Source organism: Dyella sp. OK004 (assembly GCF_900114495.1).
In the GTDB taxonomy this organism is placed as follows: Bacteria; Pseudomonadota; Gammaproteobacteria; order Xanthomonadales; family Rhodanobacteraceae; genus Dyella_D.
Genome location: NZ_FOZI01000001.1, coordinates 424,372 through 438,565, shown reverse-complemented (window position 1 = coordinate 438,565; position 14,194 = coordinate 424,372). Strand labels below are relative to the sequence as shown.

General features: G+C 64.6%; 10 protein-coding genes. 5 read left to right on the top strand and 5 right to left on the bottom strand.

Features of this window, described 5'->3' with window-relative positions:
• Positions 1 to 21: 21 nt before the first annotated feature.
• The 4 genes from pgmB to BM338_RS01900 form a co-directional block, all read right to left on the bottom strand.
• Positions 22 to 3,123, bottom strand: coding sequence for a beta-phosphoglucomutase (gene pgmB / locus BM338_RS01915; RefSeq protein ID WP_090449079.1), 3,102 nt, complete (start codon positions 3,121 to 3,123; stop codon positions 22 to 24).
• A 311-nt stretch (positions 3,124 to 3,434) separates the two neighbouring features.
• On the bottom strand, positions 3,435 to 5,867 hold the full coding sequence (locus BM338_RS01910; protein WP_218156287.1) for an ATP-binding cassette domain-containing protein: 2,433 nt from the start codon (positions 5,865 to 5,867) through the stop codon (positions 3,435 to 3,437).
• Between the two features lie 35 nt (positions 5,868 to 5,902).
• Positions 5,903 to 6,313 carry a VOC family protein gene (locus tag BM338_RS01905; protein ID WP_090449078.1) on the bottom strand — a complete coding sequence of 137 codons (411 nt, stop codon included), beginning with the start codon at positions 6,311 to 6,313 and terminating at the stop codon, positions 5,903 to 5,905.
• A gap of 35 nt (positions 6,314 to 6,348) precedes the next feature.
• Positions 6,349 to 6,798: a helix-turn-helix transcriptional regulator gene (locus BM338_RS01900; protein WP_090450065.1), complete on the bottom strand. Its 450-nt coding sequence runs from the start codon at positions 6,796 to 6,798 to the stop codon at positions 6,349 to 6,351.
• Positions 6,799 to 7,490: 692 nt separating this feature from the next.
• Between BM338_RS01900 and BM338_RS01895 the strand changes: the two genes are divergently transcribed.
• Positions 7,491 to 8,450 carry a LacI family DNA-binding transcriptional regulator gene (locus BM338_RS01895; protein ID WP_090449077.1) on the top strand — a complete coding sequence of 320 codons (960 nt, stop codon included), beginning with the start codon at positions 7,491 to 7,493 and terminating at the stop codon, positions 8,448 to 8,450.
• Here BM338_RS01895 and BM338_RS01890 read toward each other — a convergent pair.
• Positions 8,447 to 10,117 (bottom strand): sensor histidine kinase, encoded by a 1,671-nt coding sequence (locus BM338_RS01890; protein ID WP_090449076.1) that lies wholly within the window; start codon positions 10,115 to 10,117, stop codon positions 8,447 to 8,449. The genes BM338_RS01895 and BM338_RS01890 overlap by 4 nt on opposite strands.
• A 503-nt stretch (positions 10,118 to 10,620) precedes the next feature.
• Between BM338_RS01890 and sucC the strand changes: the two genes are divergently transcribed.
• From sucC to BM338_RS01870, 4 genes are all read left to right on the top strand, one after another.
• The gene (sucC, locus tag BM338_RS01885) at positions 10,621 to 11,784 is read left to right on the top strand and encodes an ADP-forming succinate--CoA ligase subunit beta (RefSeq protein ID WP_090449075.1); all 1,164 of its coding nucleotides are present in this window, start codon (positions 10,621 to 10,623) and stop codon (positions 11,782 to 11,784) included.
• Between the two features lie 11 nt (positions 11,785 to 11,795).
• Positions 11,796 to 12,668: a succinate--CoA ligase subunit alpha gene (gene sucD, locus BM338_RS01880; RefSeq protein WP_090449074.1), complete on the top strand. Its 873-nt coding sequence runs from the start codon at positions 11,796 to 11,798 to the stop codon at positions 12,666 to 12,668.
• Between the two features lie 263 nt (positions 12,669 to 12,931).
• On the top strand, positions 12,932 to 13,456 hold the full coding sequence (locus tag BM338_RS01875) for a Csu type fimbrial protein (RefSeq protein ID WP_090449073.1): 525 nt from the start codon (positions 12,932 to 12,934) through the stop codon (positions 13,454 to 13,456).
• Position 13,457: 1 nt separating this feature from the next.
• The gene (locus BM338_RS01870; RefSeq protein ID WP_218156286.1) at positions 13,458 to 14,192 is read left to right on the top strand and encodes a fimbrial biogenesis chaperone; all 735 of its coding nucleotides are present in this window, start codon (positions 13,458 to 13,460) and stop codon (positions 14,190 to 14,192) included.
• Positions 14,193 to 14,194 lie beyond the last annotated feature (2 nt).

Sequence of the window (14,194 nt, the reverse complement as noted above, 5' to 3'; positions counted from 1 at the left end):
CCCACCCTTGGAATCGGGCTTTTATGTGGTGATATGGCTGGCCACGTCCCCTGCGACGGCCAACCACGGTTCTTCACTGCTGATGAAATCGTCGATACGGAAAGCGTCCAGGCCGGTCAACACCGTTTCGGCCTGCGCCAGTGCTGCCGGCTGGCCGATACCGACGGCGGCCATGCCGGCGGCGTGGATACTGGCGATGCCCGCGGCGGCGTCTTCCACGCCGAGGCAGGCGGCCGGCGGCACGCCGAGTCCGGCGGCGGCGGCCAGGAAAATCTCCGGGTCGGGCTTGGAGCGCTGGACGTTCGCGGCGTCCACGATGTAGTCGAACAGGCCAGCGATGCCCATGCGTTCCAGCAGCAGCGGCGCGTTGCGGCTGGCGGATGCCAGGCCGATCTTGAGGCCGGCGGCGCGCACCGAGGCGATGGCTTCGTAGGCGCCGGGCAGCAATTGCTCGGGCCCGAAGCGCTCGATCTGTTCGCGGTAGTAGTCGTTCTTGCGATCGCTGAGCGCGAGCTTTTCCTGCTGCGAGTACGCGCGGTCCGCGCCTTCCAGCAGAATTTCCAGCGAGCCGAGGCGGTCCACGCCTTTCAGGCGTTCGCCGAGGTGGCGGTCGAACGGCAGATCGATCTCGGCGGCGAGCTTGCGCCACGCGGCGTCGTGCACTACGGCCGTGTTGGCGATGACGCCATCGAGATCGAAGATCACTGCTTGCAGCGCCGGCAGCGGCGCGCGACGGTTCGGGATCGCATCAGCGCGCGGCAAGTGCAGCGTTTGGCCGGCGCGTAGGTATTGCTTGCGGCCATCGTGATGGAAGTGCAATGCATCGCCGTGCAGCAGGGTGTAACGCACGCCATCGGCGCGCACCTCCACGCGCAATTGCGCATCGCGCCAGCGCAGGCCGAAGCGGTAACTGTTCCATGCGGCCGGCAGTCGCGGTGCGAGCGATGGTTGACCGTCGATCACGCGCAGGCCGCCGAAACCCCAGCTCATGCCCAGCCAGCTACCGGCCATGGCGGCCATATGGATGCCGTGCGCGGCGTTGCCGTGCGAGTCGTCCAGATCCACGCGCAGACTGTCCTGGAAATATCGATATGCCTTGTCAGCCTGGCCCACTTCGGCAGCGATCACGCCGAAGGTGGACGCCGACAGCGTGGAGTCATGCACGGTGACGCTTTCGTAGTAGTCGAAATTGCGCCGCTTGGCTGCACGGTCCACATCGTCGCCGGCCAACATCAGGGCGAGCAGGGTATCGGCCTGCTTGCACACCTGATGGCGATAGATGCTCAGTGGATGCAGGCGCAGCAGCAGCGGGCGCTTGTGTTCGTCGCTGCTTTGCGCGGTGAGGTGGTCGGGCAGGCGCGGCTTATCGAGAAAGCCGTCGTCCTGCGGAAAGATGCCGAGCTGCTGATCGACGGGCAGATACATCGCGTCGGCGGCGCGCCGCCATGCGGCAACCTCGTGCTCACCCAGGCCGATGCGCGCGCACAGCGCGGCGTATTCCATCGGCGCCGCGCCGGCCATCCACACCGCGGTTGCCGCCGCATCGCGCAGATGCCGCTGCGCCATGCGATTGGTGTAGTGGTTGTTGTCGACCAGGGCGGAGTATTCGTCCGGGCCGGTCACTTCATGAATGCAGAAGGCGTCGCCGCGCCGTGCATTGAAGTGGCCGATATCGAGCCAAATGCGCGCGGTTTCGAACAGCATCTCGGCGCCGTGATCGCGCATGAAATCGTGATCGCCGCTGGCGTCCACATACAGGCGGATCGCCCACGCTACTGCCGCGTTGATGTGGTACTGCGCCGAACCGCCGGGGTAGTAAGCCGAGCACTCGTCGCCGCTGATGGTGCGCCAGGCGAACAGTGCGCCGCTGGCGTGATTGAGCTCGCGCGCATGCAGGCGCGAGCGGTCGAGTGTGCGATAGCGGTATAGCAACATGCCGCGCGCCAGGTCCGGCGTCAGAGTCGCCAGCACCGGCAGCATGAAAGCTTCGGCGTCCCAGAAATAGTGGCCTTCGTAGCCTTCGCCGGTAAGGCCTTTGGCGGCAGTGCTGCTATGGCCGTCGCGGCTGCTGGACTGGAAGAGATGGAATAGGTTGAAACGCAGCGCCTGCTCGGTACGCGGGTCGCCGTCGATCGCAAGATCAGCGTCGCGCCATAGCGTGGCCAGTGCTTGCGTCTGGCGTTCGAGCAGGGTGGCATAGCCGAGGCTGGCGGCGCGCTGCAGGCAGGCTTGCGCGCGGGCAAGAAGCGAGGCATCTGCGTCGCGGCTGTTCGGCTGGGTCCATGCGTAGGCGACGTACTTCTCAATCGTCACCGCCGTGCCGGGAGTGAGCACGCCGGTATAGGTCTGCACCACGCCATGCTGGGCGAGGTTGGCGAAATGGAAGTCGAGACTGTCGTCCTGCACGCGATGACTCTGCGCGCAGGCCAGGCGGATACCGCTGTGCGTGGTGTGCTGACGCACCCAGGCCACGGCTTCATCCGCACCGGCGTCGGCCGTATGCAGCCCGCCGTCGAGGCGAGTGCCAATGCGCGGATCGGCACCTTGCTCGGCCGCATCGCGCGCCGTGCTGATCGAGGACTCCAGGGTGATCGGCCCGTGGTAATCCACCGAGCGCACCCGGTAGCGCAGCGCCAACAGCCCCGGTTCCTCCAGGCTTACGATGCGCTCCGCTTCGATCTCCAGCGTTGCACCTGACGGCGAACGCCAGTGCAGTCGGCGGCGATAGCAGCCAGCGCGCAGATCCAGTGCGCGTTCGAATGCCAGCCATTCCCCTTCGCTCAGCCGCACTGGCGTATCGCCTAGCCGTAGCTGGATGCGCGTGGCGTCGGCGACGGGAATGCGTGTGTCGGTATGCGCGGCAAAGCCGGGGAAGCGCTCGTGATACTCGATCGGCGTGCGTTCCCACGCTGCCGACAGGAAGCTCGCCTGACTGGGGCTTTCGCCCTCCTCGAGACCGCCACGTACCCCCAGCGCACCGTTAGCCAGCGCGAACAGACTCTCGTCCTGGGCAAAGCCCGCGGGATCGGTGCCATCACGGGTCAGCACCCAGGGATCGGTCGATGCGCCGTCGTAGGGCACAGGTGCAGCGGCGGCCGACCCCGTCTCGTGGTGATCCAACATGCGCTCCCCAGTGTTTCTTGTGATTGTTCGGTGGCTCGCGGCGTACCGCAGGAGCGTCCGGTGGCTGGTCGGGGCGGAGCTTCGCAGCAAATGATATCGATATCAAGATATCGATATCATTTGCTGCAATGCAGTAATTTCAGGGGGTTAGGGTGCTTCCGGGGTGCCGGGAGGGCGCTGGTCTTCAATTGGCTCAAGGAGCGAGCGCGGCGCCCGGCAACGTTGTGCCGGGCGCCTACCCTTCGCTCCAGAGAGGAAGGGAAAGCGAGCCCCTCATCACTTACAAGTCGACACCGACTAGCGTGTTCGTCTCACGCCGTCCGTGAGGACTTCGGTCGGTTGCCGACGTAGGCGGCGAGATGTTTGCCGGTGAGGGTGGCGCGGGCGGCGACGAGGTCGGCGGGCGTACCTTCGAAGACGATGCGCCCGCCGTCGTGGCCGGCGCCGGGGCCGAGGTCGATGATCCAGTCGGCGTGTGCCATCACCGCCTGATGGTGCTCGATGACGATGACTGACTTGCCGGCGCCGACGAGCCGGTCGAGCAGGCCGAGCAGTTGCTCGACATCGGCGAGATGGAGGCCGGTGGTCGGTTCGTCGAGGATGTAGACACCGCCCTTCTCCCCCATATGCGTGGCGAGCTTGAGCCGCTGCCGTTCGCCGCCGGACAGCGTGGTGAGCGGCTGGCCGAGACTGAGGTAGCCAAGCCCGACATCGACGAGCCGCTCGAGGATCTTGTGCGCGGCCGGCGTCGCCGCTTTGCCTGCGGCGAAGAACGCCTCGGCCTCGGTGACCGGCATCGCGAGCACCTGGCTGATGTCTTTCCCGCCGAATTTGTACTTCAGTACTTCGGCCTGGAATCGCTTGCCCTCGCACTCCTCGCAGAGGGTGGCGACGCCGGCCATCATCGCCAGGTCGGTGTAGATGACGCCGGCGCCATTGCAGGTCGGGCAGGCGCCTTCGGAGTTGGCGCTGAACAGCGCCGGCTTCACGCCGTTGGTTTTCGCGAACGCGGTACGGATCGGGTCGAGCAGGCCGGTGTACGTTGCCGGGTTGCTTCGCCGTGAGCCGCGGATCGCGCCCTGGTCGATCGACACCACGCCCGCGCCAGCAGCCGCTTTCTGTTGAGGCAGCGACCCGTGCACGAGCGAGCTCTTGCCGGAGCCGGCGACGCCGGTGATCACGCAGAGCACGCCGAGCGGGATATCGACGTCGACGTTGCGCAGGTTGTGTGTCGTCGCACTACGGATCGGCAGCTTGCCGGTGGGCTTCCGCACGGTCTTCTTGAGCGCGGCCCGATCATCGAAGTGGCGGCCGGTGACGGTGCCGCTGGCGCGCAGCTCTTCGACAGTGCCCTCAAAACACACGGTGCCGCCCGCCGTGCCAGCGCCGGGGCCGAGGTCGACAATGTGGTCGGCGATCGCGATCGCCTCCGGCTTGTGCTCAACCACGAGCACCGTGTTGCCCTTGTCGCGCAGCCGCAACAGCAGCTCGTTCATCCGCTGGATGTCGTGAGGATGCAGGCCGATGGTCGGTTCGTCGAAGACGTAGGTAACGTCAGTGAGTGATGAGCCGAGATGGCGGATCATCTTGACGCGCTGCGCCTCGCCGCCCGAGAGCGTGCCCGACGGGCGGTCGAGCGAGAGGTAGCCCAGTCCGATCTCCACGAACGAGTCGAGGGTATGCGCCAGCTTGGCAAGCAGCGGCGCTACGGACGGCTCGCCGAGCCCGCGGACCCATTCGGCGAGGTCGCTGATCTGCATGGTGCACGCATCGGCGATGCTGATCTTCTTGATTCTGGAGGAGCGGGCGCCCTCGCTGAGCCGGGTACCGTTGCACTCAGGGCAGATGGTGAAAGTCACTGCGCGTTCCACAAACGCGCGTACATGGGATTGCAATGAATCAACGTCTTTCGACAGCATCGACTTCTGAATCTTCGGGATCAGACCCTCATACGTCAGGTTGATGCCGTCGACCTTGATCTTGGTCGGCTCCTTGTAGAGCAGGTCGTGCAGCTCTTTCTTGGAGAACTTGCGAATCGGTTTGTCCGGATCGAAGAAACCGCAGCCGTTGAAGATGCGGCCAAACCAGCCATCCATGCTGTAGCCGGGAATAGTGAGCGCGCCTTCGTTGAGCGACTTGCTGTCGTCGTACAGCTGCGACAGGTCGATATCGTTCACGTTGCCCATGCCCTCGCAGCGCGGACACATGCCGCCGGTGCGGGTGAAGGTTTCTCTCACCGTCTTGGTCTTGGCTCCGCGCTCGACAGTGATCGCACCGGCCGCCTTCACCGATGGGACGTTGAAGGCGAACGCGCTGGGCGGGCCGATATGCGGTTTGCCAAGGCGACTGAAGAGAATGCGCAGCATCGCGTTGGCATCGGTGGCGGTGCCGACCGTGGAGCGCGGGTCGGCACCCATCCGCTGCTGGTCGACGATGATCGCGGTGGTCAGACCATCGAGTACGTCGACCTCGGGTCGCGCCAGCGTCGGCATGAAGCCCTGCACGAAGGCGCTGTAGGTCTCGTTGATCAGCCGCTGCGATTCCGCCGCGATCGTGCTGAACACCAGCGAACTCTTGCCCGAGCCGGAGACGCCGGTGAACACGGTCAACCGGCGCTTCGGCAACTCGACGCTGATGTCCTTGAGGTTGTTCACGCGCGCACCTTGCACGCGGATCAGATCGTGGCGGTCGGCAGTGTGCGGCGCAGGCGACTGCGCGTCCTGCTTCATGACCTTTGTCTTCATGACCTTGCTCATCGTGTCTCCGACCGTCGAATGGTTCAGCGCAGCTGTTGGATGCGGATCATGTTGCCCGCGGGATCGCGCACGGCGCAGTCGCGAACCCCATACGGCTGGTCGGTAGGTTCTTGCACGATGTCGGCGTCGCGGGCCTGCAGCCGCTCGAAGGTGCTTTCGAGTTCCTTGGTGGCCAGCAAGAGAATGCCGAAAGTGCCCTTGGCCATCATCTCGGCGATGGTGCGTCGCTCGTCATCGGTGACACCAGGGCTGGCGTCCGGCGGATACAGGACGATGGAGGTGCCGGGCTGACCCGTCGGCCCGACCGTGATCCAGCGCTTGCCGCCATAGCCGACGTCGTTGCGGACCTCGAAGCCGAGGGTGTCGCGATAGAAGGCCAGGGCGGCGTCAGGGTCGTTCTGCGGAAGGAAGCTTGAGTGAATGGTGAGGTTCATGGCGTCTCTCTCAGTGGTGGTCAAATCCATGGCGCTCAGTCTATTTCCGGCTCCGTGGCCGGCGCTTCTCGATTCCTGATCGGTTTAGTGACCTGCTTCGCCACACACGAAGGCATCCCCGCCGTCGCGAGCCCCGCCTCGCGCCGATACACACTGGGTGGCACACCGACTAGCTCAGTAAAGCGTGTACTGAAAGTACCCAGCGACGAACAGCCCACCGTGAAACAGACCTCGGTAACGTTGAGGTCGCCACGCCGCAACAGCGCCATCGCCCGCTCGATACGCCGCGTCATCAAATAGGAATACGGCGACTCGCCGTAAGCGCTCCGGAACTCGCGGCTGAGATGCCCAGCCGACATATGCACACCACGGGCAAGCGCCTCAACATCCAGCGGCTGCGCATACTCCCGATCAATCCGGTCGCGGACGCGACGAAGCCGCGCGAGGTCGCGCAGGTGTAGTGCTGACGCGGGTTTGCTGGTCATCGGCAAGATCGTGTCACGTGGGAATGGAGGGCTCAAGCTTGGAGTGGTTTGGGTGATCTCTGCGCAAAGTAGTAACGCGATCGCGAGCACCCACCCCTCACCCCAGCCCTCTCCCCGAAGGGGAGAGGGGGCAAAAGTTATGCGCAGCCAGTCTGCGGTCGGCGATCGGGCCGAGAAGAAAGCCATCCCGACGCCCGACACTGGAAAAGGCGTAGCTACAAAGCGCACCGCCTGCTTTCAGGCCATTTCTCTTTGGTTACTTTCTCTTTGGGCCAGCAAAGAGAAAGTGACCCGGACCGCGGCAGCGGTTCGGAAGCCCGCGGCAGGCGAGCCAGGTCGCGACAACGCGACAACCGAGCGACAACGCCACTGGATTCCGGCCTACGCCGGAATGACGGAGTAGGAGGGGATATCGCAAGAGCCGAACCCTCATCCGCCTGCCGGCACCTTCTCCCGAAGGGAGAAGGATTTAATAGAAGGCGCACCGCAAAACCATGCGCAAACGAAGAGGCGCGAAACACAAAGTTGGACGCGCCCCCCACAAACCGACAAACTGCACCCCGCCGCAGCCACCCCGGCCCCCCAACTCAGGGCCCCCGGCCGCAGAACCACTCATGGAGACAGCCGAGGCTTAGGTTTTGAGTCGAAGCAAAGGTAAGCCCCCGCGCAAAGCGGCATCGACAAGCCTCACCATGGCCGACCTGGCGAAACTCGCCGGGGTATCCAAGATCACCGTATCGCGGGCGCTCAGCAACAGCCCGCTGGTCACCCGCGACACCCGCGAAAGCATCCAGGCACTGGCGCGCGAGCAGGGCTACAAGCTCAACGTCAGCGCGCGCAACCTGCGCCTGCGCCGCAGCCACACCGTGGCGGTGATCGTCGAAATGAAGCCGAGCACGGATCGCACCATGTTCGATCCGTATCCGCTGGTGCTGCTCGGCGGTATTTCGCAGGAGCTGACCGCGGCCGGCTACAGCGTGCTGCTGACGACCCGCCAGGGTGCCAGCGCGGCGGCGGTGCAGGCGGCGGACGGCATGATCCTGCTCGGTCAGGGCGTTCGTCAGGATGCGGTGCGCCGTTTCGACAAGCTCGGACTGCCGATGGTGGTGTGGGGCGCGCAAGCGGATCACGACGATCACATCGTGGTGGGCAGCGATAACCGTCAGGGCGGCAAGGCGGTGGCCGAGCATTTCATCGCGCAGGGGCGGCGCAATCCGGTGTTCGTGGGTAATCCCGGGCACCCGGAAATCTTCGAGCGCCTGAGCGGTTTCGTCGATGCGCTGGCGGAGCACGGCGTGAAGCCGCTGCTGATCCGGCGTGATGAATTCACCCTGGCCTCCGGTGATGACGCGGTGCAATCGCTGGCCGCGCGCGGTGTGGCCTTCGATGCGCTGTTCGCCTGCAGCGATCTGCTGGCGATGGGCGCGGTGCGCGCCCTGGAAGCGCTGGGCCGCAAGGTGCCGCACGATGTCTCCGTGGTGGGTTACGACGACATGCCCTTGGCGGCGAGTTTCCAGCCACCGCTGAGCTCGGTGCGGCAGGACTGGCAGGAAGGCGGCAGCCTGTTGGCGAAGAAGATGCTGGCGCTGATCCACGACGAGCCGGTGGGCTCCGAAGTGTTGCCAGTCGATCTGATCGTTCGGGCAACTTAAGAGCGCGAACTCGCTCGTTCTTCCGCGGTGCTCTGGTTCAATTCGCCGGGGCCGCGTGCTGGCGGCGTAAGCACCAGGCGGAAGCAGCTGCCACCACCAGCCACGCGCACGTATTCCAGTGCGGCCTGATTTGCTTCGCTCATCTGGCGCGCAAGGTACAGGCCAAGGCCGGTGCCATATTCGTGCGTGGTGTAGAACGGCTCGAAGATCTGCGCGGCCACTTTGGGTGCGATGCCAGGGCCGCGGTCGATCACTTCCAGAATCGGCACGCCGTGTTCGCCGTGCCGCGCTACCACCATCACCCGCGCCGGCTCGCTTGGCATGCGGCCGTAGCGCAGGGCGTTCTGCACCAGGTTCCACACCACTTGTTGCAGCTGCTGCGGATCGGCGACGGCGGCGACCGGCTCATTGCCGTTGCTGATGACGCGCAAGGTATCGCTGCCGAGGTCATTGCCCTGGCGGTATTCATCCACGAAGCCCTGTGCCCAGCGGCCGAGGTCGAGCGTTTCCGGACGCGAGCGTTCGCGCCGCGACAGTTGCAGGATATTCTCGATGATCTCGTTGAGGCGCACGCAATGGTTGTTGATGATCTCGACCATGCGCTGATCGGTGGCGCCCAGGTCGTGCGATTCCGCCAACAGCTGCGCCGAGTAGCGGATGGCGGCCAGCGGGTTGCGGATTTCGTGCGCGATCGAGGCGGAGAGGCGGCCCAGCGAGCTGAGCGTGAGTTCTTCCGCGCGCCGCGACAGCAGCGAGGTGTCGTCGAGGAAGATCAGCACGTGCGAGTCGTCGTTCGGCGCCAGGCGGCTGAAGCGCGGCACCACTTCCGGCACGCCGTCGGCGAGCTGGGTGGCGGTTTCGTCGAGCTTGCCGGAGGTGATCCAGTGATAGAGACGGCGCGACAGCTCTGGCGCCACACGGCCCAGGTCGCGCTGATCAGCAGTGGGATTGCCCAGCAGCATCCACGCCGATTCGTTGATCTGGTGGATACGGTTGGCGTCGTCCACCAGCAGCACGCCGGTCTTCATGCGGCGAATGATCAGCTCGTTGACCTGGGACAGGTTGGCCAGGTCGATGCTGCGCTGCTCGGCCAGCGCTTCGGTCGCGCGCAGCTGCCGGCTGAGCACGTAGCACAGCATGGTGATGGCGAAGTAGGCGAGGCCGAACAGGCCCGATTCGAGCAGCTGGCGGTCGGTGGTTGTGCTGTCGCTCTGCGTGTCCAGCAGCGAGTGGCCAAGCATGCCCAGGGTGGCCAGCGCGGCGAAGAACAGCGCCAATCGCAACGGCAGCATCAGCGCGCCGGCGGCCAGGTTCACCGCCAGCATCATGGCGATGCCGATGCGTGCATCCTGCATGGCGCCGATGGCCAGCACTGCGGCAACGATATCCACCACCAGCGAGGCCGAGGTCACCAGCTTGGTCCACGGCATCGCACGCCGGGTCATGACGGCGGCGATGATCGCGAAAGCCAGATAGGCCAGCGCCACGATGCGGGCGGAATCGGCGTCGCCCAGGCGCGGCCAGCCGAGTGCGGGCGGACTGAAGGCCAGGCCGGCATACACCAGGGCCTGGGCCAGCCGGAAATAGTTGAGGAAGAACAGCTCGTGCCGGACCGATTCGGTGGCCGTGCGGGGATTCAGAAAAGCGGGTGGCGCGGTTTGGGGCACGTGAGCTGCACTCTGCCGCAATAGAGGTGGGCGATGGTTGGCGGGAGTATAGACGGGGCTTTGGCGGTGCGAAGGGGGCAGGAGCGCCTTAGTCCCCTACCTCGTCATTCCGGCGTAGGCCGGAATCCAGGATGGAGAGTCTCGATTGTCGCGCCGTCGTCACACGAGCCAGACATGAGGCATCGCGCGACAACCCAATGGCTATGCCCTGGATTCCGGCCTACGCCGGAATGACGAGGTTAGAGGCGTAAGCGCCCGTTTGGCTTGGCTTTCCCGCCCGTTCGGACAAGCTTCCAGGGAACCGCCCCTTTCCATCGGGGCCTGCTTCCGCGAAAATACCCGGCCGTATTGCGCAGTTTTCGTCATGCCAAGGCATGGCGGCGGCGCACTGCATGCCGGTAGTGCATACAGACCTTGTGTCCGTTCGCCGTCCGCTTCCCCCATGCCCGCCCAGGTTTCTGGACGCGGCCGCCATGTTTTTCCCCGTTCGCTCGAGGTATCGAATGAATTTCCACGAGTACCAGGCTAAAGAATTGTTCGCGCAGTACGGCATTGCCGTGCCGCCGGGCAAAGTTGCCAACTCTCCCGACGCCGCCGTCGACGCCGCCAAGCATCTCGGTGGCAACCAGTGGATGGTCAAGGCGCAGATTCATGCAGGTGGCCGCGGCAAGGCCGGCGGCGTGAAGTTCTGCAAGAGCCTCGATGACGTCCGTGCTGCCGCCAAGGGCATGCTCGGCACCAACATGGAGACCTACCAGTCCGCCGGCCGTGCGCTGCCGGTGAATCTGGTGCTGGTCACCGACGCTACCAACATCGCCAAAGAGCTGTACCTGTCGATCCTGGTGGACCGCGATACCAAGTCCGTGTCGTTCATCGCCTCCAAGCATGGTGGCGTGGACATCGAGCAGGTCGCCAAGGACACGCCGGAAGACATCCACACCATCGTGGTGGATTTCGTCGAAGGCCTGCAGCCGTACCAGTGCCGCCAGCTCGGCTTCGCGATGGACCTCAATCCGAAGCAGGTCGGCCAGCTGACCAAGATCATGCTGGGCCTGTACAAGCTGTTCAATGAGAAGGACCTGGCCCTGGTCGAGCTGAACCCGCTCGCCATCCTCGAGGACGGCAACCTTGCCGCGCTCGACGGCAAGGTCAACTCGGACGACAACGCCGAGTTCCGTCATGCCGATCTGGCCGCCATGCGCGACCTGAGCCAGGAAGACGCCGCCGAGGCGGCTGCCGTGCAGCACAACCTCAACTACGTGACCATGGACGGCACCATCGGCTGCATGGTCAACGGCGCCGGTCTGGCCATGGCCACCATGGACGTGATCAAGCTGGCAGGCGGCGAGCCGGCCAACTTCCTCGACGTGGGCGGCGGTGCGACCAAGGAGCGCGTCACCGAGGCGTTCAAGCTGATCCTGTCCTCCGACAAGGTGAAGGCCATCCTGGTCAACATCTTCGGCGGCATCGTGCGCTGCGACCTGATCGCAGAGGGCATCATTGCCGCGGTGAAGGAAGTGGGCCTGAAGATCCCCGTGGTGGTGCGCCTGCAGGGCACCAACGTCGAGCTGGGCCGCGAACTGCTGGCCAACTCCGGCCTGGCGATTACGCCGGCTGATGATCTCAACGACGCGGCGCAGAAAGCCGTGGCTGCGGCCAAGGCCTGAGGAGCAATCGAATGAGCGTTTTGGTCAATAAGAACACCAAGGTGATCGTGCAGGGCTTCACCGGCCAGCAGGGCACCTTCCATGCGCAGCAGGCGCTGGATTACGGCACCAAGGTTGTCGGTGGCGTCACCCCGGGCAAGGGCGGCAGCCAGCACATCGGCCTGCCGGTCTTTAATAGCGTCGCCGATGCCGTGGAAGAAACCGGCGCCGACGCGTCGGTGATTTTCGTGCCGCCGCCGTTCGCGGCCGACTCGATCCTGGAAGCCATCGACGCCGGCATCCGCGTGATCGTGGCGATCACCGAAGGCATCCCGGTGCTCGACATGCTGCGCGTGAAGAACGTGCTGCAGCAGCATCCGGAAACCGTGCTGATCGGTCCGAACTGCCCCGGCATCATCACTCCGGGCGAGTGCAAGATCGGCATCATGCCGGGCCACATCCACAAGCCGGGCAAGGTCGGCATCGTGTCGCGCTCCGGCACGCTGACCTATGAAGCCGTGTTCCAGACCACCAACGAAGGCCTGGGTCAGTCGACCTGCATTGGCATCGGTGGCGATCCGATCAACGGCCTGAGCTTCATCGACTGCCTGAAGCTGTTCCAGGACGATCCGCAGACCGAAGGCATCATCATGGTCGGCGAGATCGGCGGCAGCGCTGAAGAAGACGCCGCCGAGTTCATCGGCGAGTACGTCAAGAAGCCGGTGGTGTCGTTCATCGCAGGCGCGTCGGCTCCGGCCGGCAAGCGCATGGGCCATGCCGGCGCGATCATCTCGGGTGGCAAGGGCACCGCGGCGGCGAAGTTCGCTGCGCTGGAGAAGGCTGGCGTCACCACGGTGAAGTCGCCTGCCGATCTGGGCAAGACGCTTGCGAAGCTGATGAAGTAAGTCGATCGGCAAGATCGATCAAAAAAAGGGCCGCAGCGATGCGGCCCTTTTCTTTTGGTTATCGCATCGCAGCAAGTGTTTGCGATAGCGCGCCAATACGCGCATCGATGTGCATGCGATGCGAATACACACGCTACGTTGACATTTGACGCACGTGGACAAGGGGTCTACATATACCCACGCATGGATTCCGGAACGGCGCATGGATCGCCGCACTCCGGATGCAGAACCATCGCTCTTCGCCACAACCCCAGGGGGTTTTCATGAAGCGCTGGCAACTCTGTTCCGCTTGTCTCGCCGCCGTCATGGCCGGTTCCGCCGCTCCGCTAGCCGATGCCGCCGTCTACACCAACGGCACCAGCACCGCTACATTCACTGTTACGCTCACCTTGCAGGCGAATTGCGCGATCACCGCCAATCCGCTGAATTTCGGCACCGCGGGTGTACTGTCCGCCGCCATTTCCCAGCAGACCACGGTCTCGGTGACATGCACCAACACCACGCCGTATAACGTCGGCCTCGATGCTGGCACGGTCACGGGCTCCACCGTGGCGAATCGCCTGATGGCCGGTACGGCCACCGGCAACACGGGCACAATGGTGGCTTTCGAGCTTTATCAGGACACCACGCGCAGCACGATCTGGGGCAATACCCAGGGTACCGACACCATTGCCGGCACCGGCACCGGTTCCGCACAAGCGATCAATGTCTACGGTCAGGTGCCGAGCCAGGCGACGCCGAAGCCCGATACCTACCAAACCACGGTAACCGCGACGGTTTACTTCTGACGTGCCGCCTGTCATGCGGCGGATGGCATTAGGCGTCGCGCTGTCGCTGGCTGCCGTGTTGGCTGTGCACGCTTCCTCACTGCAGATCTCGCCGGTGATGGTGGATCTGCCGGCGGGGCAGGCTGCGACCGGTATCAGCTTGCGCAATCCGGGCGACCAGCCGCTGTTCGGGCAAGTGCGCGTGTTCCGCTGGGACCAAAGCGGCGACGACGACGTGTTAGAACCCACCGAAGAAGTCGTGGCGAGTCCGCCGCTGATCCGTATTCCGGCTCAGGGCGAACAGCTCGTGCGGTTGATTCGCCAGCAACCGGGCAACGCAGCGGGTGAGCGCAGCTATCGCGTGCTGGTCGACGAGATTCCCAATCCTGAGAACAACACGGCGAGTGGCGTCACGATCCGCCTGCGCTACTCGGTTCCGGTCTTCGTCGAACCACCTGGGCAACCAGGTACGCCTCAATTGACCTGGCATTTGCAGCGCGACGCGCAGGGCTGGCTGTTGCGGGTGAGCAATCGCGGCAATCGGCGCGGGCAGTTGAGTTCGGTGCAACTGGTGACCGCCGATGGCAGAGCTCATCCGATCAATCAGGGATTGCTGGGTTATGCGCTGGCCGGAAGGACGCGGCAGTGGCGCGTTGCCTTGAAGGAGGATATCGACTTGCAGGCACCTTTGAAGATCCGGGCGAACATCAACGCGCAGCCCGCCGAGGCAGGGCTGAGTATCGATCCCCGGCAATGATC

Coding starts and splice junctions, on each gene's coding strand:
- BM338_RS01875 (WP_090449073.1), top strand. CDS start 12,932: ATGAAGCGCTGGCAACTCTGTTCCGCTTGTCTCGCCGCCGTCATGGCC.
- sucC (WP_090449075.1), top strand. CDS start 10,621: ATGAATTTCCACGAGTACCAGGCTAAAGAATTGTTCGCGCAGTACGGC.
- BM338_RS01905 (WP_090449078.1), bottom strand. CDS start 6,313: ATGAACCTCACCATTCACTCAAGCTTCCTTCCGCAGAACGACCCTGAC.
- sucD (WP_090449074.1), top strand. CDS start 11,796: ATGAGCGTTTTGGTCAATAAGAACACCAAGGTGATCGTGCAGGGCTTC.
- BM338_RS01900 (WP_090450065.1), bottom strand. CDS start 6,798: ATGACCAGCAAACCCGCGTCAGCACTACACCTGCGCGACCTCGCGCGG.
- BM338_RS01910 (WP_218156287.1), bottom strand. CDS start 5,867: ATGAAGACAAAGGTCATGAAGCAGGACGCGCAGTCGCCTGCGCCGCAC.
- BM338_RS01895 (WP_090449077.1), top strand. CDS start 7,491: ATGGCCGACCTGGCGAAACTCGCCGGGGTATCCAAGATCACCGTATCG.
- pgmB (WP_090449079.1), bottom strand. CDS start 3,123: ATGTTGGATCACCACGAGACGGGGTCGGCCGCCGCTGCACCTGTGCCC.